Consider the following 20,727-nt stretch of genomic DNA (forward strand, 5'->3'; position numbering starts at 1 on the left):
TATTTAACTAAATACAATCTATTTAGATCATGGCAAAAAAGGTAGTTGCTACCCTGAAAACGGGTAAAGGAAAAGAATATTCGAAAGTTATTACAATGACTAAGTCGCCAAAATCTGGTGCTTATTCTTTCAAAGAAGTTATTGTTCACAACGATCACGTTCAAGATGCTATTGCATCTAAAAAATAATTTTAATATTTTATAATATTAAAGCCGTCCCTTTATACTGGGAGGGCTTTTTTTGTTTTTCTATACATTCTTATGGGTTTATTTGATTTTTTTAAGAAAAAAGAGACCGCGCCTGAAGCGCAGGAAGCTCTCGACAAGGGATTAGAGAAAACTAAAGAGGGTTTTTTAAGTAAAATCACTAAAGCGGTAGCAGGTAAATCTACCGTCGATGATGATGTGCTCGATAATCTGGAAGAAGTTTTAGTAACCTCTGATGTTGGTGTAACTACCACATTAAAGATTATTGACCGCATACAGAACCGTGTAGCAAAGGACAAATACTTATCTACCTCCGAGCTAAACAATCTTCTGCGTGATGAGATTCAGTTGTTACTTGCAGAAAATAACAGTAATGATTTCAGAAGCTTTGAATATGGCAATCATAAGCCATATGTAATTATGGTAGTTGGTGTAAATGGTGTGGGTAAAACTACAACCATAGGTAAACTGGCTCATAAACTTAAAGCAGAAAACCTTAAAGTTGTTTTAGGTGCAGCCGATACTTTTAGAGCCGCAGCGGTTGAGCAAATTAAACTTTGGGGTGAACGTGTTGGTGTACGTGTTGTAGCTCAGGCAATGGGTTCCGACCCTGCCTCCGTAGCTTTCGACACTTTGCAATCAGCAGTTGCCAATGGCGAAGATGTAGTAATTATAGATACTGCCGGACGTTTGCACAACAAGGTTGGCTTAATGAACGAGCTGGGTAAGATTAAAAATGTGATGCAAAAAGTAATACCTGGTGCACCACACGAAATATTATTGGTGCTTGATGGATCAACTGGACAGAACGCTTTTGAACAGTGCAAGCAGTTCACTGAAGCAACTGATGTAAATGCCCTTGCTATTACGAAACTAGATGGAACTGCTAAAGGTGGTGTTGTTATCGGCATCTCTGATCAGTTTAAAATACCTGTAAAATACATAGGCGTTGGCGAAAGCATGAACGACCTGCAATTATTTGATAAAAAGGCTTTCGTTGATAGCTTGTTCAAATAGTGAAAGAAATAAAAAATAATATACTGACTTACAAAACATGAATACAAAAACTTCCACAAAAATAATCCCTGTAAAAAAACCAAAGATCAACGTAATCACACTGGGCTGCTCCAAAAACACTTACGACTCTGAAGTTTTGATGGGTCAGTTGCGCGGAAACAGTTTAGATGTTGTTCATGAATCGAATAAGATTGGCAAAGACGATATTGTAGTAATCAATACCTGTGGTTTTATCGACAATGCAAAACAGGAATCAATTGATACCATATTACAATACAGCCAGCTTAAAGATGAAGGTAAGGTAGGAAAAGTAATTGTAACAGGGTGCTTATCGGAACGTTACAAACCTGAATTAGAATCAGAAATCACTAATGTTGATGCCTTCTTTGGCACCAATGATTTAAATAATTTACTGCACTCTTTGGGTGCAAATTACAAGCATGAGCTAATTGGTGAGCGCTTGTTAACTACTCCTTCTCACTACGCTTATTTCAAAATTGCAGAAGGCTGTAACAGACCTTGCTCGTTTTGTGCTATACCTTTGATGCGTGGCAAACACGTATCTCGCGACATGGAAGAATTAGTAAATGAGGCTAAAATATTAGCAGCTAACGGCACTAAAGAGCTGATCTTAATTGCTCAGGATCTTACTTATTACGGTCTGGATATTTATGGAAAACGTAATCTTGATGAGTTATTGCGCAGATTATCTGACGTAAAAGGAATCGAGTGGATCAGACTTCAATACGCCTACCCTTCTGGTTTCCCAATGGAAATTCTTGATGCCATGAACGAGCGCGAAAATATCTGCAAGTATCTAGATATGCCTTTACAGCACATCACAGATAACATGTTGAAATCTATGCGCCGTGGTATTACAAAACAAAAAACCATCGACATTGTAAATGAGATTAGAGCTAAAGTACCTGGTATCGCTATGCGTACAACTTTAATTTGCGGATACCCTGGAGAAACTGAACAGGATTTTGAAGAAATGCTTAGCTGGGTTGAGGAAACTCGTTTCGACAGATTAGGATGTTTCACCTATTCTCATGAAGAAAAAACCCATGCACATAATTTGGCGGATGATGTACCCGATGAAGTAAAACAGGAACGTGTTGATGCTATTATGGAATTACAACAAGGTATTTCTTTCGATATTAATCAAGATAAAGTAGGTAAAACCTATAAAGTTTTGGTAGATAGAAAAGAGGGTGATTTCTTTATCGGTCGTACTGAATTTGATTCTCCGGAAGTTGATAACGAAGTTTTAATTGATGCTGCAACTGGTTATGCGGCTAATGGATCCTTTGTAAATGTTAAGATTGATCGTGCTGAAGATTTCGATCTATATGGACAGATTGTAAAATAAAGGCTTCATATTTAGATTTATAGTTTATTAGCTTAAATTCGTAACAATGCAAGCTAAATACATCTCTTATCAGGAAACTAATGCGTTCTCTTCCACTGTACTAGATTACGTTGGAAAAAATGAGAAACTAAGCTCTTTTTATAAGTATAAACCGGATTTTTCTGGTTTTGCCAAAGCTATTGCTGAACGAAATTTTAGTGCTGACAGAGCAATTCTGGTCAGCACTTTACAAAAACAGTACACCTCAATTAACCTTTCGCCTCTAGTAAAAGCCAACATTGAGCTATTAGCTGACAAAAAAACTTTTACCATTACCACTGGCCATCAACTAAACATATTTACCGGCCCCCTATATTTTATCTATAAAATAGTTACAGCAATTAACCTTGCTAATGATTTAAAACAGCAATTTTCTGAATACAATTTTGTCCCTGTTTATTGGATGGCAACAGAGGATCATGATTTTGAAGAAATCAATCACACAAAGGTTGAGGATAAAATGCTTACCTGGAATAAAAAAGCTAGCGGAGCAACTGGAAGATTAGACACCGCAGATATTGCTGAAGTACTTACCGCTTACAAAGGGTATCTTGGTATAAGTGAAAATGGCATCAAGTTTTCAAAAATAGTTGATCATGCTTATTCAAAAAACGAAAAATTAAGTGATGCTACCCGCGAACTGGTAGACGCACTTTTCAGTAAATATGGCTTAGTTTGCGTGGATGCAGATGATCACAATCTTAAAAGCCAATTTGCCGAGATTATCTATAAAGATATAACTGAGGAAAACAGCTTTAAGTACATTAGTAAAACTAATGCTGACCTGGAATCTCTTGGCTACAAAACTCAGGTTAATCCTAGAGAAATCAATTTCTTCTACATGATTGATGGCTTAAGAGAGCGGATTGTTGAAGAAAACAGTCAATATAAGGTGATGAATTCGTCTATAGAATTCACCAAAGAAGAACTTCAAAAAGAAATAAATACTTATCCAGAAAGATTTAGCCCCAACGTAGTAATGAGGCCAGTTTATCAGGAGGTAATACTTCCAAATCTGGCTTATATTGGCGGTGGTGCTGAAGTTACTTACTGGCTACAGTTAAAAGCAAACTTTGATCACTATAAGGTAGATTTCCCTGTTCTACTATTGCGCAATTCTGCTATGGTTATTGACAAAAGAAGTGAGACCAGAATGGAAATCTTAGGAATCAGTCATAGAAATTTATTTAGCGAAACTGAAACTTTAAAAAACGAATGGGTTAAATCTCACGTTAATTTTGAATTCTCTCTTGATAATGAAGAACGATCTGTAGCAGCTATTTTCGATCAAATAAAGCTTAATGCTTACAAAATAGATAAAAGCCTCTCTCAATCCGCAGATGCGGCCAAAACCAGGGCTTTAAAACTAATCTCTACCTTGGAGAAAAAAATGTTAAGAGCTGAAAAGCGAAAACATGTCACTTCATTCGCTCAAATAGAGAATCTTAAAGAAAAATTATTCCCTACAGGGGTTTTACAGGAAAGGGTGCTTAATATTGCTCCAATGGTGGTGCTTTATGGAGATGATTTTATTGATTCATTAGTTTCCACCTTTAAACCTTTAGACCACCAATTTACAGTTCTTTTTGCTTAATAAATCCAATGACCTTTTACACTTTTACAGAAAACAAATTACGCAAGTTTACAGAGAATGTATTTCTAAAAATGGGATGTCCAGTAGTGGATGCCCAATTGGCGGCTGATGTACTATTAAAATCTGATTTAAGGGGTATTGATTCTCATGGAGTAGCCCGTTTGAGTGGCTATGTACGCTTATGGGAAAAGCAGCGGATAAATGCAACTCCTAAAATAAAAGTTGTTCATGAAACAGCGACAACTGCCACTGTTGATGGCGATGGCGGTTTAGGTTTGGTGGTTGCTCCTTTTGCTATGAAAATTGCAATTGAAAAGGCACATATTTATGGTAGTGGATGGGTTGCAGTTAAAAACTCCAATCACTTTGGTATTGCAGGTTATCATTCATTAATGGCAGTTGAACAGGAAATGATTGGTATTAGCATGACTAATGCGAGCCCCCTTGTGGCACCTACTTATTCTAATGAACGTTTATTGGGCACTAACCCTATGTGTTATGCTTTTCCGGCAGGCAAATACCCTCCTGTTATAGTTGATATGGCAACTGCCGCAGCTGCAAATGGAAAACTGGAGATTGCCCAAAGATCAAATCAGCCTATTCCAGAGGGATGGGTACAAGATTCTTCAGGTAATACCTCTATAAATCCTCATCAATTAAAAGAAGGTGGTTCTTTGTTACCATTAGGTAGTGATAAAGATCATGGAAGCCATAAAGGTTATGGTCTCAGTGCTACCGTAGATATTTTATCAGCAGTGTTATCAGGTGCAAATTATGGTCCTTGGGTACCACCATTTGTTGCTTTTCTGGAACCTCCTACTGATCCTGTTGGTGAGGGCATAGGACATTTTCTTGGTGCTATGAGAGTTGATGGCTTTAGGCCTGCTCAAGATTTTAAGGATCATCTTGACAATTGGATTGAGCGTTTTAAAAGTGCTAAAACTGTTGATCCTGATAAAAAAGTAATTATTCCCGGAGAACCGGAATTTGCTTATGAACAAGATCGTCGAATTAATGGTATACCGTTAATTGATGTGGTTGTTAATGACTTAAACGAACTTGCCAGGAAACTTGAAATAGAGGGGCTATAAAGCCCCTTTAAATGAAAATGCCAATGCAGGTAGATCTTTCTGGATATTTTTAGGCAGCCATACTTTTACAGTTGTTCCCTTATTTTCCCATCTAACTTTCTGTCCGGTTTGTATTAATGTGATTGCGGTTCCTTTAGCAGGTATATTTCCGTTCCAAACAACATATTCAGGTGTTTTATCTTTAAGACAAATTAATGCATACTTGGTTTTCCCGTCCTTACTTTGAGTAAACCAGTTATCTCCATCATGGTAGTTTTTAGTAATTCTGGTATTGTAAATTGCTTTTCCATTTACATTTAACCATTTACCAATATCTTCAAGTCTGACTATCGCATCTTGAGGAATGGTTCCGTCAGCTTTAGGTCCAACTCCCAGTAATAAACTACCTCCTTTTGCTACAACTTCAATTAGCGTATGTATAACCTTTGTAGCAGATTTATATTGATCATTTGGAACAAAACCCCATGCACCGCCTAAAGTCATGCAGCTTTCCCATGGGTTCGCTAATTGTTTTTGCGGTACACTTTGTTCAGGTGTCTGATAATTTTCATAGGGTCCATGAACTGTTCTATCTACCATTAATAAACCTGGTTGTGCTTTACGAGCCATACTGGCAATTGCAGGCATATCAATATCTTGGCTCCATTCAGGAATTTTCATTCCCCATGCAAGTACTTCTTCATTAACTGTTTCTAATGGTCTAACCCATCCTCCATCTAACCAGAGAATATCTACTGAGCCATAATTATGCATCAATTCACTGATCTGATTAAATGTTTGCTTTTTAAACATGCTCCATCTCCACGGATTTTTCCTGATGTCGTAGTTATTATTTCTATCTGGAGTTGCATATTTAGGCCACCAATAATACTCAGAATGCCAATCGGGTTTAGAAAAGTAAGCCCCAATCATAAAACCTTGTTTACGGAACGCATTAAATACATATTTTGCAACATCAGCTTTCGGATTGTCTTTAAATGGCCCTGCCGAGATTTTAAAATCTGATTCTTTAGTATCAAACATATTAAACCCATCGTGGTGTTTGGTTGTAAATACCAGGTATTTCATGCCAGCATCTTTACCTACTTTTGCCCATTGCTCCGGATTAAATTTGACCGGGTTAAATTCTTTACTTAAACCCCAGTACCATCTCTTATAATCTTCATAATTACTTGTACTATCTCTTGAGATCCAATCTTCAGAACATATACCCCAGGACTCTATCATACCTGGAACAGCATACAAGCCCCAATGAATAATCATCCCGAACTTTTGATCCTGCCATTTATCTAATTTCTGACTAACTAAAGGATCTTTGGGCCATTCATAAACTGTTGACTGTTGATGCACCCCATTATCCTGGGCTTTTAGTACATTAAAAAGAGTAACTAAACTTAATATTATAATGCTTTTCTTCATGATGCCTTAAATGTAAAAAAATCCCAGCCGACTACCAACCCCGGTTGTTACTTCACAGGAATTTAAATAAATTCACAATTTTCTATAACTAATGTTGCCGCGCCAAGAATTTCAGAAATATGTGCCATTTCTGAAATTACAATAGTAGTATGTTCTGCTAGTCTTGGGATACAAAATTCATTTATAGCTTGTTGTACCGGAGCCATCAATATCTTACCACCCATAGCCCCTCTTCCACCAAGAATAATAAGCTCCGGATTCATGATATGGATAAGGGTTGACAATCCCTTCCCGATTAAAAATGCTGCATCCGAAAGTATTGAAACTGCTAACGGATCACCATTTCTGGCAGCCGCTAGAAGATGATCACCTGCCAATTGTTTGGTATCAGCGAATAGCTTCTCCATTCTTGACGTTGCCCCCATTACCATCTCCATTTTTGCACGCTCCACAAGCACAAGTAGAGAAGTTTCCACTTCCAGACACCCTCTTTTCCCACATGAACACAGTCTATTAGTTTTAGATAGCGGAATATGACTAAACTCTCCCGCATATCCACTATGTCCTCTAAAAAGCTTTCCATTAATTATCATTCCTAAACCAACACCCCACCCAAAATTAACCACCATAACATCCTTATGCCCTTTACCAACACCAAACTTCAATTCGGCCTGAGCTATTAGACTGGAATCATTATCAAGGAAAACAGGTAGATCAAGCGCCTTACTTAAAGAATCAGAAAGCGTCCCTCCATCATTTAAATTAAAAAAGCTATAATTAACACCCTTTTTCGAATTAATAAAGCCCGGCATACCAATACCTACACCTAAAAGATCCTCTTTTGATATACCTGAACCAGAGATGCCATTTTTAATGAAGCTAACTAACTTATCAAAGGCATCTTCCTCTTCCGGAAGTTTAAGGGGTAGTACCTGTATAGGGCCTTGCTCCTTATTTAGCAAATCATAAATTACCATTTGAGTAACTAACTGATCCATTGCCACAGCAACTACAAAACGTTGCTTGCCAGGATTTAGCAGAAATGTAGAGGCTCGACGCCCCCCAGTTGAGGGGGCCAGGCCAGATTCACAAACATAACCTTCATCAATCAAATCATTTACTATAGTCGTAACTATAGGCACGCTTTTATTACTTAATGCACTTAATTCTGTAAGTGTCAACATTTTGTTATAATACAAATGCTTTATTACTTCTTTGTTAAGCTGTTGATGTTTTTTTTTAGTAGTGGCCACAGTTTAATAATTGTTTATAAAAATTCTACCCAACGTAAAACCTCCTTGCAACTATTGAATTAGTTACCTTCACCAAAATTCGGGTTTGTTTTATCAAACCATAATCGTTGACTACTTAATACACCCAATTCTTTATTTCCTGGGGTAAATCCTTGTTCTTGTTGAGCCTTGAGCCAGTTTTCGTTATTAGTGCCAACTGGCGGCTCATCTAAAGCATACCTTCTAGGAATAGGTTCATTCCAAGCATTTCTTTTGTAATAGGCGGAATTATTTTTAGGATAACCTGTTCTTCTGCAAAAAGTAAAGGCCTCGTTAGCTAACCTGTAGAAGTTCAAATATTCCTGAATATAAATCCGTTCAAGATTATTAACCCCGTTAAATTTAACCCCAGGCTGATCAAGGTATGCAGCTATTTCCGTTTCGCCAGTGCCATCAAAACCAGTAGTTGAAACAGCATTGACAGCTATTTTATTCATAGTTTTTATAGAAGACGTCACCCCTTTTTTGTACCAGTCTTCAGCACTACCTTTCGTATCAAAACCGACACCGTATCCCTTTTGGATAAACTCAGCGATATAAAAACAAGTTTCCGCGTAAGTCACCATATAATCCAGCATTTTACCGGTTGTGTTACCACCATAACGTGGGGCAAAAAACTTCTTGTTAATTGTGCTCATCAACTTAAAAGTTACATTAGTCGCAACAGGAAAAGGATTCTTATAATATTGAGCTACTGTTGGGTCTGTAGTCCAATCTGCAGGTCCTCCCTGATACATAATTAATGGGTCATTGATATTGATAAAGGATGGCAAAGTTTTATTATTAGCATTCAAAACATCTTTAAATGACCCTACCAACTCATTAGGACTAAAATAAATTTTCAAGCGTGGATCATTAGTTGATTTAAGAAAATTTACGATAGAAGAGGTACCATACCTTGGACTTCTATAATCTATATCATTACCAATTGGATTATGCTCAGGCTTATCGTAAACAAGTTGTGCCAGGTCATCGTTATCTATTGGTCCGATAGCATCAGTCATCACTTCTTTAAAAATCCTCTTGCTTGTTTCTACATCTTGCTTTTCATAACGTACTGCAATTCGAAGCTTTAATGTATTGGCCAATTTCGCCCAATTTGTCCACTCGTTCTTATAGAAAAAATCTGCGGCACCAAAGTTCACCTGATCTGTGGCATTGGCTTTTAAAGCTACTAAAGCCGCATCAAGTTCTTTAAGCCATGTATCATACAATGTTTTTTGGCTATCATAAGCAGGTTTGAAGTTAAAATCGCTTCTTCCTTTTACTGCCTCCAGGTAAGGCATCGACCCGTTCATATCGGTAACTTTTAGACCATGTAATACCTGAACTACATAGGTAGCTGCATTAATATTTTTATACCTCTCCTTATCTGCTCTTATGGCCACCTCATTTCTAATGGCAAAAAGGTTTGGCAAAATATTATTATAATATGCAAGATATCGACTATTTATATTTGTAGACAGTTCATAAGGATCTGTAGTTAAATGCTGGGTAAAACGAAGCAATTGCTCCAGATTTTCCCAAATCCACTCTGTGCCCTGATAGCTTTCCAGGCTTTCTAGTGAATAAGTAAACAAAGCATTTATATCAGGATTGCTTACTACACTTGGATTTGTATTCGTTTCCGCAAAATCTTTTTTACAAGATATATTGCATAAAATAAAACCGGAAAGTAAAACTATGGCCAGTTTTTTTGTGATATGATTGATGTGGTTCATAACCCTATTTTTTATGGTAAATGATAAATTAAAACCCTGCTTTTAGTGTTAAGCCAATATAGCGTACCATAGGCGGCACAAACCCATTTTCTCTGTTTTCAGAGGTTTTAGTTGTAGCGGCCGAAGCAGGATTTATATTATTTGGCAACGAATTATACAGGTAGAAAAGATCTCTTCCGATTAGACTGACGCCCAAATTACTCAGTTTTAATTTGGCCGCAACACTTTGCGGAAACTGATAATTTAATGCCAATTGTCTTAATGAAACCCAAGAGTTTTTAACTACCCAATAATCACCCACAGCAGTAGAAAAAGAACCTAAGCGATAATTGTATTGAGGCAAGTGTGTAGGTTCAACAAAGCCTTTTTCATAGGCTTCCTGATAAGTCATCCCTCCTACATTTACAACTGTTCCATTTGCTTGTGTTACAGTTTGTCCATTATCAAAAACTCCATCAGGAATAATTCCATCGTCATAAGTTTTTCCATCATATTTACTAGTCCATTCAATACCTCCATGATCCTTGTCTCTACCTTTAAGTGAGCTTTCAAAAATCCCCGTATGGGTACCATAGCGCTCTGAGGTTACAATCATATCTCCACCTATTTTGGCGTCAATCATTACATTCAAAGAGAATCCTTTGTAACGGAAGGTATTATCTATACTCCCGCGGAATTTTGCATTTATATCTCCAACATCTTGCCACTCATTACTTCTTTGAGGGAATCCTGCACGAGCATCCGAGCGCCATGCCAGAACGGTTTTGCCGTTATTAGGACTTGCAACCGGATTACCATTTGCATCGGTAGCCTGAAAACTTTTAGAATGAATTTTTGTACGAATAAGGCCATATGCACCTCCCACTTTTGCAAATGGTATCTGGTCATTATTAGCATCTCCTTCATTTTGCAAAGCATAATAATCTATGTCCCCATAAAGTTCAATAATCTTATTACGATTACGAGAATAGTTAATAGCTGTATTCCACTCAAAATCATTAGTTTTAACAGGAGTACCAGTTAAGCTAAGTTCTATACCTGAGTTTTGAATATTACCTGCATTAACCAATATAGTATTTACACCTGTTTCGGGTGCTGCAGGTATATAAATAGCTTGACGCTTATTATTATCAACATAGTAAGTTGCATCTAATCCCAATCTATTCTTAAAAAATTTAAGTTCTGCACCTATCTCCTTACCTACCTTACGCAATGGCTGTATATTTTTATCAACTGCAAAACTCCGTCCAGTTGGATCAACCAAATAAGTAAGCATAGGATTATTATTATTGCCTGCTGTAGAAAATCCGGTTAACCTATATCCTGGATTTATTACAAAAGCATCAACATCGCCTCCTAAAACCGTAATATTTGTTCTTAACTTACCAAAGCTAACCCATTGTGGAAGTTTAAGTGTTTCTGAGAATATCCAGGATAAACTTACAGCCGGATAACTGAAAAAAGGATTTCCCTCTCCATTGGTATACACCAAAGAAGATGACCAATCACCACGATAAGTTGCCTGTAGATACAATTGGTTTTTATATGAAAAATCAGCACTGGCATAAATAGAATTAAATGTTTTTCTATCTCCTGCACCACCCCTTGAAATTTGCGGCTTTTTAGAATTTTCTATAAAGTAATTTGCAGGAAAAACTAAACCACCATCAGTTTGTGAATCACTTATTGTTTGTTTATAACCCTGAATTTCTCCACCAATAAAACCATTAAAGCTAAAGTCTTTGTTAATCTCCTTATTAAACAGTGCCATCATTTTTAAGAAATAACTTTGTTTATTTTTCTGTATCAATTGATACCTGCCTCCGCTCAAATTATCAGAACCGGTAAAAAGATAACCTTGTCCTAATTCTTCACTTTCATTTTTCGTATTCAGATTGATCACATTACCTTCAGCTTGTAAGCTAACCCAATCTTTAAGTTTTGCATTAATCGTTAAACGACCTCTAAACATTTGCTCATCCTGAGAATAGTTATTCTCGAATAGCCTAAACCAATAATCAGCTCCGGGTACAAAATTGGTCTCATTAGGGTCGTAAACTTTCGGCACCCCACCCAGGCTACTGATATATTTAGACTGCTGCATCCAATATTTAGTATCGTAATTTCTTGGAAAAATCCAGATGTAATTATTAAGGCCTAAATTGGGGGGATTCTCTCCACGCAGTGCAGAATAATCTGCGCCTGCATCAATATTAATTGCATCACTAATTTTATATGTTGAACGAAGTGAAAAAGCGTTCTTATTCAATTTATTTCTTAAATTAAATCCTTCCGATTGATTTCTTGAGTAGGAAACCCTAAAAGTCGCCTTATCATTTCCACCATCAATAGCAACATTTGTAAGGTAACCCTTACCTGTCTGAAAAGCATCTAAATAGTTATTTGGCACAGCCTTATAAGTTGTCATTGTGCCGTCGTAATTTAAAACCTGCTGATTATTAAAACGCGGACCCCAGTTTTCCAACTCACGATTTTTCTGAGGATCTATATATGGTTGTCCATTCGCATTTACAGGAAAAACCTTAGTATCCCAATTTTGATCAGCTTTATATCCCGGATCTCTTGTATCCGTAAAGAACGCACCTACAGATCCGCCTCCAAATTCATTTTGAAAATCCGGCCCTCTGTATGGTTGCTGAAAATTAAAGCTTTGGGATACAGATACGCCCAAACCTTTATTAAGCTTTCCCTTTTTTGTAGTGATGAGTACAACGCCATTTATAGCCCTAAGTCCATATAATGCTGCTGCTGATGAGCCTTTTAATATTGAAACACTTTCAAAGTCATCCATATTAAGGTTTTTAATATCATTACCAAAATCTCTTGCGCTTGAAGATGATTCATTATCAATAATAACCCCATCGATAACAAAAATAGGTTGATTATTAGTTCCAAATGTAGAATTTCCTCTAATCAAGATCTTTGCATTACCTGCCAAACCGCCTGCACTTTGGTCGATATTAACTCCCGGCGCCTTTCCTTGCAATGCATTTATAGGATTAATTTCATTTGTACTGGCTAAATCGGATCCCTTAATCTCAGTAATTGCAAACCCCAATTGACGCTTTTCCTTTTTTATACCTAATGCCGTAACAACTACCTCTCCCAAGGATTGAGCATCCTCACTAAGTGATACATTTATTTGAGATGATGATCCTACAGTTACTTCCTTAGTTAGTAAACCGACAGACGTAAAGACTAAAACACTTCCTTCTTTAACATTAATGGAAAAAGTACCGTTACTATCTGTTGAAGTACCATTTTTAGCACCCTTTTCCGTGACACTTACTCCAGGCAGTGGTTGTCCAGATTGATCGGTTACCTTTCCGGCAACTCTTTTTTGAGCAAATGTGGGAATTGCTAAGCTGCAAAACAGCACAATGCATAAGCATTTTAGATACAATACATTCATGTGGTTTAGTTTAGGACTAGTTAATACCTATTATAAAAACTAATTTGGTTACTTAAACTTAAAATAAATTTTCCAAAAAATAAAGAACTTTCTTATTTTTTTTAAAAAGTATCAAAGAGTTATTGCTTAAAAATATATACCCATATTTACCTTGAATACAAAGATTCTGCTTCTAATAACGCCTTTGGTTTAGCCGCATAAAACAAAGAGGCCTGTATCATTATCATGATACAGGCCTCTTTGTTTGTATTAAGTTTCTAAAACTAGTTTATTCCTCTTAACAATCTATTCCATCTAATTTTACTAAAGAAAGATCCATTTGTATTATAGCTCATCCAAATAAATAAAGCTTTACCAACAATATGGTCTTCAGGAACAAATCCCCAATAACGGGAATCTAATGAGTTATGTCTATTATCTCCCATCATCCAATAGTAGTCCATTTTAAAGGTATAGCTTGTTGCGGGCTTACCATTAATTAACCAACCGTTACCTGATTTTTCCAATTTATTACCCTCGTAAATTCTAATGCTTCTTTCATAAAGAGGCATAGTAGCACTGTCAAGTTGAACCGTCCAACCTTTTTTAGGGATAACAAATGGACCAAAGTTATCGGCATTCCAATTTCTTTTAGGATCGAAAGGGAAAACATCTTTCTCCTGGTATCCTTCTGGTTGTGTTATTTCTTTAACAGATTGCACAAAATCAAGCTTAGCAACACTAGCCATCATTGGCTCAGTTCCAGTAAAAGTGTATACATTTGGAGATGACTGACTAACCTCCTCTGATATATTAAAACCAAGGTCTTCAAAAACAGAGAAATTTATATCAGAGGTCTTAAATGTAACAGAATAAGTCATTTGCCCTGTACCCTTAAGCTTCTCTGGTTTACCATTTACAGATACAAGACCATCTTTCATACTAATGGTATCACCACCAATACCTATACACCTTTTAATATAGTTTTCTCTTTTATCTACCGGCCTGGTAACAATAGTATAATGTTTATTAACAGCATCCCATCCTTCAGACCTCACCATTCTATAATAATCAATGTCCTGAGCCTCTAGTGCTACTGTATCGCCCTGAGGATAGTTAAACACGACTACATCATTTCTTTTAATTTCTGATAAACCTGGCAATCTATGATACTTCCACTGTACCCCATCCCAATAAGCCTTAGTACCTGTTAAAGGCATTGTATGATGAGCAAAAGGAAATGCTACTGGTGTCATTGGAACACGAGGTCCATAATTTACCTTGCTAACAAACAAGAAATCACCAATCAGCAATGACCTTTCCATAGAACCTGTAGGAATTGTGTATGCTTCTATAAAGAATACTCTAATAACTGTTGCTGCAATTACTGCGAACAAAATAGCATCAACCCATTCACGGCTTCTGGACTTTTTCTTTTTGGGCTTGGCATCCTTATTTTCCTTTTGCCAGAATTTCCAATTCATATTTCTTTCTTATTTAAAATTAAATATATCTGCTATATTATAAAAACCTTGTTTTTTCTCTAACCATTCAGCAGCCACTACTGCACCTAGAGCAAAACCGGAACGATTGTGAGCAGTATGCTTAAACTCAATTTCATCAACTTCCGAACTATATACAACGGTATGTGTTCCAGGTATATTTTCTATTCTATGGGATTCAATCAGCAATTGCTCTTTCTTTAACACATCATCAAACTCCGTTCCCACTAGTTCATTCACCCATTCGTTCTTTCTATCCAGATTCTCAATAATATCTTCTGCGATAGTCATAGCTGTGCCGCTTGGCGAATCTAACTTTTGAGTATGATGAATCTCTTCAACCTGAACTTCATACGCTGGAAAGCCATTCATCAACTTTGCAAGCACTTTATTCATATGAAAGAAAATATTAACCCCAATGCTAAAGTTTGATCCATAAAGAAGTGAATTGTTACGAGTAAGACACTCATTCTTTACTTCCTGTAACTGTCCGTACCAACCAGTAGTACCTACAACAACAGGAACATTGGCATCAAAACAAGCATAAATATTATTTATTGCTGCATCTGGAGCACTAAAATCTATAGCTACATCAGCCTTTTTTAAATTAGAGGTTGTTAAGTCTTCGAGGTTATCAATATTTATCTTTAAGACTACTTCATGTCCTCTTTCTAATGCAAAACGTTCAATAATCTGACCCATTTTACCATAACCTAGTAATGCTATTTTCATTGACTGTATTCTTTTGTTTCTCTTGATTCAAGCTTAAAAATAAGCCGATTCATTTAATATTTCTTATTTTTTGCTAAAGGTATTAAAAGCCAGCATATCCCAAATAAAATATGCTAGAATCTAACAGTAAGTTTTATTCCTGGAGTTACATTATTATAACCATACATATGCTCTGTACTAATTAGTCCTGGAGACAACTTCATACCAATATCATCGACGTTAAAGTATTTTAAGCGTGCATCGATATATGCTTCAACCACATTAAGAAGATATAGGCCTACGTAAGAGAAAATGATTACTTCCTTATTTCTTCTGAAAAGGTCTTTGGCAGTAATCAAGCCCTGCTCATCCATATTCTTGTATGGAAAATCTTCACTTGGTTCTCCGTTGTTCTTAGGATCTCTACGATAAAGGATTTCATCGTAGAAAAGCGTGTAATTTTTACTATTATCAATAAATGAAATGGTAAGAAGTGTAAAACCGGTATAAAGACCGGCAACTTTTGCAAGTCTGTAAACGGTAACTCCATTTCTAATTTGTCCAAGACCAGGAAGCATTAACGAACTAAGAGCTGCCCTTCTTCCTGCAATTTTACCTGGATTTACATAGGCAGGCTTTTTAAGTGTATCCACCTTTTGAGGTCTGATCGGCTCAATCACTGGTTTTGTTTTATTAATCAGTGTATCCTTTTTTACAACAGGATTTTCTTGAGCACTAACCGTCACTGCAATAAAAAGAAACAAGACCGATAGCAGCAGATTTTTGTACATTACCAATCTAATAATTCCAAAATACGACTCAAGTCATCTTCAGACATGAACGGGATTTCAATAGCGCCTTTCCCATTTTCACCTACCTTTAATTTAACTTTGGTGGCAAATCTTGAGGCTAAATCCTTCTGTAGTTTTTGATATTCAAACGGAACACCAATAGGTTGTCTATTTGTTTTCGGTTTTACCTGAACACTATTTATACTTCTTACCAACTCTTCAACCTTACGTACAGATAATTCCTTATCTATAATTTCATCGTGAATAAAAAGCTGTTTTTCTACCTGCTCAACATTTATCAAAGCACGGGCATGTCCCATTGAAATCTTTTGATCTCTTATGGAAACTTGTATCGCCGGAGGTAATTTCAACAAGCGCAAATAATTGGTTACCGTAGAACGGTTTTTACCAACTCTTTCACCTAGCTGCTCTTGTTTTAGATTACATTCATCTATCATTTGCTGAAAACTCAATGCAATCTCGATGGCATTAAGATTTTCACGCTGAATATTCTCGATAAGTGCCATCTCCAGCATTTGCTGGTCGTTGGCACTACGTACATATGCAGGGATTTCGGTTAGCCCTGCTAATTTAGAAGCTCTTAATCTTCTCTCCCCAGAGATTAACTGATACTTCCCACCAGGTTGTTTCCTTACTGTAATTGGCTGTATTAGTCCTTGTACCCTGATGGATTCAGAAAGTTCATTTAAAGCAACCTGATCAAATTCAGTACGAGGTTGATACGGGTTAGTCTCAATATCACTAATATTGATATGTCCGATATTGTTGTTATTACCGCCCTCTTGCTTTGTTTCGCTTACCGGATTAACTCCGTTCTTTGGCGGGTTTACAGCATCTGAGTCATCCAAAAGCGCACTTAACCCTTTACCTAAACCTGTTTTTCGCTGAAAAGATGTCATTAAAAATATTTTTAAATAATTGCTGTAGTTGTATTCTGTACTTCTTTAACCATTCCGTTTTTATGAACAATCTCACGAGCAAGGTTCAAATAGTTAATTGCTCCTTTACAAGTTGCATCGTGCATAATTACCGATATACCGTAACTTGGCGCCTCACTTAAGCGGGTGTTACGCTGAATGATCGTATCAAAAACCAACTCCTGGAAATGGGTTTTAACCTCTTCCACAACCTGATTAGAAAGTCTTAAACGCACATCGTACATGGTAAGTAGAATCCCTTCTATCTCTAATTCAGGATTTAAACGGTTTTGAACAATTTTAATTGTGTTCAACAGTTTACCTAAACCTTCAAGAGCAAAATACTCACATTGTACCGGGATAATTACTGAATCTGCAGCTGTTAGTGCATTAATGGTAATTAGACCTAAAGATGGAGAGCAATCTACAATGATAAAGTCATACTGATCTTTAACTTTCTCCAGAACAGCCTTCATCTTATACTCCCTGTTATTCAGGTTGATCATCTCAATCTCAGCACCAACTAAATCGATGTGTGCCGGGAGCAGATCCAGATTAGGCGTTTCAGTTTTCTGAATCGCGTCTACCGCATCAATATCATTAATGATACACTCGTAAATGCTATTTTTGATGCTTCTTGGATCAAAACCAATACCTGAAGTAGAATTGGCTTGAGGATCAGCATCAACTAATAATGTTCTATATTCCAGTACGGCTAAACTTGCGGCTAAGTTAATTGATGAAGTAGTTTTACCTACGCCACCTTTCTGATTTGCCAATGCAATAATTTTACTCATCTATCTTATTAATAATTACAATTATTCTCTAACGGCTTGTATTTACTCGACGTAAATCTATAAAAAATGCTATTTTTGTGTTTATTTAGGCATATTTTAACGAATAGCTAAGATACAAACTAAATGGCAAAATTAGTATTAATGCCTTAAGTGTTTTACACATCTTATTAACAATTTATACATGGTAACCATCATATCCGGAACCAACAGACCTCAAAGTAATACGCTAAAAGTAGCCCAATATTATCAGAAAACACTGGCATTAAAAGGCTTAGATTCTACCGTCTTTAACCTTGAAGATTTACCTGATAACCTTATTGCCTCCGACCTATATGGAAAACGGAGTACTGAGTTCCAAGCTATCCAGGAAATGGTTACAAAAACCACAAAGTTTCTTTTTATAATACCAGAATATAATGGCAGTTTCCCCGGTGTACTAAAAGTGTTTATTGATGCCTGCAACTTCCCAGAAAGTTTCTACGATAAAAAAGCAGCGCTTGTAGGTGTATCTTCAGGAAAATATGGAAACATTCGCGGTATTGACCATTTTGGTGGCGTATGCAGTTACCTGCATCTAAATGTTTTACCACTAAGGTTACACATTGCTACTATAAAAGCTGAATTAAATGAACAGGGTGATTTCTTTAAAGAAGATACACTTAAATTTACCGACCAACAGATGAATAAATTTATTGCGTTTTAAAGCTTATCCAGGTTTTACCTTCATTCCCAAAAACAAAGTATCCCGGATATAACATTTCTGCAATATCTTCCAGCGCATTAACGGCAACGTCAGCTTCATCTGCAACCGCAGCTTCATCGTCCCATAAATAAACACGGTTATACTCAACCGATGGCCAATCTTTGCTCAACAAGGTAGGCACAACCCCCATTAATTGTAACATACTGGTGCTTTTCTCATAATAAACAACAACTCTGGCAGTGTTAATATCATCTTGCAAAACCCCACCAGCTTCATTAATAAGCCCCTCAAGATCTTTGCTCAGCTTATTCTCCGTATCCAGAAAAGCCACTGCAACTTTATCCATGAATTTAATTTTATGCTGAATTATATCTACCCGATCCTGAAGACTTTCACGTAACTGTTCATCCTCTACCCTACTAATAACCGCATTTAAAAAAGACATATTGATTTATTTATTACTTTGTGCAAAATTAGTATTCCTAAACTGATGCATCGTATTATAATCAATATTTTTTGCGGATTGCTTTTGCTTACTGCCTTTTCATGTAGCGGTCCTTCTTCAAATAAGGACAAAAAAGTATTTAACATGAATCTGGATCAGAATTTAACTTCTCTTGATCCGGCCTTTGCTCGTAATCAGAATGCACTGTGGATGATTAACCAGGTTTTCAACGGATTAGTGCAGGTAGATAGCAACCTTAACATTCTTCCATGCATCGCTAAAACCTGGCAAATTTCTTCTGATGGATTGACTTACACCTTTAACCTCCGTAATGATGTGTACTTTCATAACGACCCCATTTTCCCCAAGGGAATAGGTAGAAAAACTGTAGCATCCGATTTTGTTTATAGCTTTTATCGCCTTATAGACCCAAAAGTTGCCTCATCAGGGGGCTGGATATTTAGCGACAAGGTAAAAGACATCAACAATTTTATTGCAATAAATGACACTACTTTTCAAGTTAAACTCATAAAGCCATTCCCTGCTTTTATGAAACTGCTTACCACTCAATATTGCTCTGTAGTACCAAAGGAGATTGTTGATCATTACGGGAAGGACTTCCGCAGTCACCCTATTGGAACAGGTCCATTTAAATTTAAATACTGGAAAGAAGACGAAATTCTGGTTCTCCTTAAAAATGAAAATTACTGGGAGAAAATAAATAGCACCAAACTCCCTTATCTCGATGCCGTGAAAGTTACATTTATTACTGACAAGCAAAGTGCCTTCATGAACTTCCTAAAAAAAGATCTTGATTTTTTTGATAAAGTTGATGGAAGTTACCGGGATGATATATTAACAAAAAGCGGCAAAATGACCGCAAAATATAAAGGCAAATTTAACTTAAGAAAGGGGCCATACCTTTGCACCGAATACGTAGGAATACTTGTTGACACTAACATAGCCATTACCAAAAACTCTCCCTTAAAATACCAAAAAGTACGACAAGCAATAAATTATGCGATTGACAAGCCCAAACTAATTAAATACCTACGCAACAGTATTGGCATCCCTGCAACTGCCGGATTCATCCCACAAGGGATGCCGGGTTTTGATAGCATAGCAGTTAAAGGCTATCATTATAATCCAGAAAAAGCTGCTGCATTGTTAGCTGAGACTGGATTTCCGAATGGAAAAGGAATGCCTCAGGTTACCCTCAGTACTTCCACTACTTATAAAGACCTTATAGAATTTATACAAGGCGAGCTTGCAGCAATCGGCATTAAAGTAAAGGTGGATGTGAGCCCTAATGCAAGCTTAAGAGATTTAATGTCTAAAAATGAGGTAAACTTTTTTAGGGGTTCCTGGATTGCTGATTATCCGGATGGAGAGAACTACCTCGCCATGTTCTATTCCAAAAATAAAGTGCCAAATGGGCCAAATTATACAGCTTACTACAATGATGATTTCGACAAACTATTTGAGCAAAGCTATTATGTTAGCGACAATGCCAAACGCTACTTACTATACCAAAAAATGGATCAGATGGTAATGGATTATGCGAACATAGTTCCCATTTACTACGATCAATCAGTAATCATGACTCAAAATAACATTAGTGGATATAGTATAAATCCACAAAATCTAATGATTCTAAAAACCGTTAAAAAGAAATAA

The 20,727-nt window shown here is 36.6% G+C and carries 17 protein-coding genes; 7 read left to right on the forward strand and 10 right to left on the reverse strand.

Annotation, left to right across the window (positions count from 1 at the left end; translation table 11 throughout):
• The first annotated feature begins 29 nt into the window (after positions 1–29).
• From J1905_RS04245 to J1905_RS04265, 5 genes are all read left to right on the forward strand, one after another.
• Positions 30–188 (forward strand): DUF4295 domain-containing protein, encoded by a 159-nt coding sequence (locus tag J1905_RS04245; RefSeq protein ID WP_108207550.1) that lies wholly within the window; start codon positions 30–32, stop codon positions 186–188.
• 72 nt (positions 189–260) lie between these two features.
• The gene (gene ftsY, locus J1905_RS04250; protein ID WP_214225999.1) at positions 261–1,223 is read left to right on the forward strand and encodes a signal recognition particle-docking protein FtsY; all 963 of its coding nucleotides are present in this window, start codon (positions 261–263) and stop codon (positions 1,221–1,223) included.
• A 37-nt stretch (positions 1,224–1,260) separates the two neighbouring features.
• Positions 1,261–2,595 (forward strand): 30S ribosomal protein S12 methylthiotransferase RimO, encoded by a 1,335-nt coding sequence (rimO, locus tag J1905_RS04255; RefSeq protein WP_214226000.1) that lies wholly within the window; start codon positions 1,261–1,263, stop codon positions 2,593–2,595.
• 46 nt (positions 2,596–2,641) lie between these two features.
• Positions 2,642–4,228 carry a bacillithiol biosynthesis cysteine-adding enzyme BshC gene (gene bshC / locus J1905_RS04260; protein WP_214226001.1) on the forward strand — a complete coding sequence of 529 codons (1,587 nt, stop codon included), beginning with the start codon at positions 2,642–2,644 and terminating at the stop codon, positions 4,226–4,228.
• Positions 4,229–4,236: 8 nt separating this feature from the next.
• Positions 4,237–5,319 (forward strand): Ldh family oxidoreductase, encoded by a 1,083-nt coding sequence (locus tag J1905_RS04265; protein ID WP_214226002.1) that lies wholly within the window; start codon positions 4,237–4,239, stop codon positions 5,317–5,319.
• On the opposite strand, the gene J1905_RS04270 is transcribed toward J1905_RS04265, so the two are convergent.
• The 9 genes from J1905_RS04270 to J1905_RS04310 form a co-directional block, all read right to left on the reverse strand.
• Positions 5,314–6,738: an alpha-L-fucosidase gene (locus J1905_RS04270; protein WP_214226003.1), complete on the reverse strand. Its 1,425-nt coding sequence runs from the start codon at positions 6,736–6,738 to the stop codon at positions 5,314–5,316. The genes J1905_RS04265 and J1905_RS04270 overlap by 6 nt on opposite strands.
• A gap of 62 nt (positions 6,739–6,800) precedes the next feature.
• Positions 6,801–7,922 (reverse strand): ROK family protein, encoded by a 1,122-nt coding sequence (locus J1905_RS04275; protein ID WP_214226004.1) that lies wholly within the window; start codon positions 7,920–7,922, stop codon positions 6,801–6,803.
• Positions 7,923–8,050: 128 nt separating this feature from the next.
• Positions 8,051–9,751: a SusD/RagB family nutrient-binding outer membrane lipoprotein gene (locus J1905_RS04280; protein WP_214226005.1), complete on the reverse strand. Its 1,701-nt coding sequence runs from the start codon at positions 9,749–9,751 to the stop codon at positions 8,051–8,053.
• 28 nt (positions 9,752–9,779) lie between these two features.
• Complete coding sequence (locus J1905_RS04285; protein WP_214226006.1) at positions 9,780–13,184, reverse strand: SusC/RagA family TonB-linked outer membrane protein; 3,405 nt, start codon at positions 13,182–13,184, stop codon at positions 9,780–9,782.
• A 263-nt stretch (positions 13,185–13,447) separates the two neighbouring features.
• Positions 13,448–14,647 carry a signal peptidase I gene (lepB, locus tag J1905_RS04290; RefSeq protein ID WP_214226007.1) on the reverse strand — a complete coding sequence of 400 codons (1,200 nt, stop codon included), beginning with the start codon at positions 14,645–14,647 and terminating at the stop codon, positions 13,448–13,450.
• Positions 14,648–14,656: 9 nt separating this feature from the next.
• On the reverse strand, positions 14,657–15,397 hold the full coding sequence (dapB, locus tag J1905_RS04295; protein WP_214226008.1) for a 4-hydroxy-tetrahydrodipicolinate reductase: 741 nt from the start codon (positions 15,395–15,397) through the stop codon (positions 14,657–14,659).
• Between the two features lie 113 nt (positions 15,398–15,510).
• On the reverse strand, positions 15,511–16,167 hold the full coding sequence (locus tag J1905_RS04300; RefSeq protein WP_214226009.1) for a DUF5683 domain-containing protein: 657 nt from the start codon (positions 16,165–16,167) through the stop codon (positions 15,511–15,513).
• Positions 16,167–17,087, reverse strand: coding sequence for a ParB/RepB/Spo0J family partition protein (locus J1905_RS04305; protein WP_173091877.1), 921 nt, complete (start codon positions 17,085–17,087; stop codon positions 16,167–16,169). Before J1905_RS04305 ends, J1905_RS04300 begins: the two co-directional genes overlap by 1 nt.
• A gap of 11 nt (positions 17,088–17,098) precedes the next feature.
• A complete protein-coding gene (locus tag J1905_RS04310) occupies positions 17,099–17,902 on the reverse strand; it encodes a ParA family protein (RefSeq protein WP_048906375.1) in 804 nt (267 codons plus the stop codon).
• A gap of 181 nt (positions 17,903–18,083) precedes the next feature.
• Here J1905_RS04310 and J1905_RS04315 point away from each other — a divergent pair, with 181 nt between their 5' ends.
• The gene (locus tag J1905_RS04315; protein ID WP_214226010.1) at positions 18,084–18,605 is read left to right on the forward strand and encodes an NADPH-dependent FMN reductase; all 522 of its coding nucleotides are present in this window, start codon (positions 18,084–18,086) and stop codon (positions 18,603–18,605) included.
• On the opposite strand, the gene J1905_RS04320 is transcribed toward J1905_RS04315, so the two are convergent.
• The gene (locus J1905_RS04320; RefSeq protein ID WP_214226011.1) at positions 18,592–19,050 is read right to left on the reverse strand and encodes a hypothetical protein; all 459 of its coding nucleotides are present in this window, start codon (positions 19,048–19,050) and stop codon (positions 18,592–18,594) included. The genes J1905_RS04315 and J1905_RS04320 overlap by 14 nt on opposite strands.
• Before the next feature lie 45 nt (positions 19,051–19,095).
• Between J1905_RS04320 and J1905_RS04325 the strand changes: the two genes are divergently transcribed.
• The gene (locus tag J1905_RS04325) at positions 19,096–20,727 is read left to right on the forward strand and encodes an ABC transporter substrate-binding protein (protein ID WP_214226012.1); all 1,632 of its coding nucleotides are present in this window, start codon (positions 19,096–19,098) and stop codon (positions 20,725–20,727) included.

This window comes from Pedobacter sp. B4-66 (assembly GCF_018492665.1).
Lineage (GTDB): Bacteria > Bacteroidota > Bacteroidia > Sphingobacteriales > Sphingobacteriaceae > Pedobacter.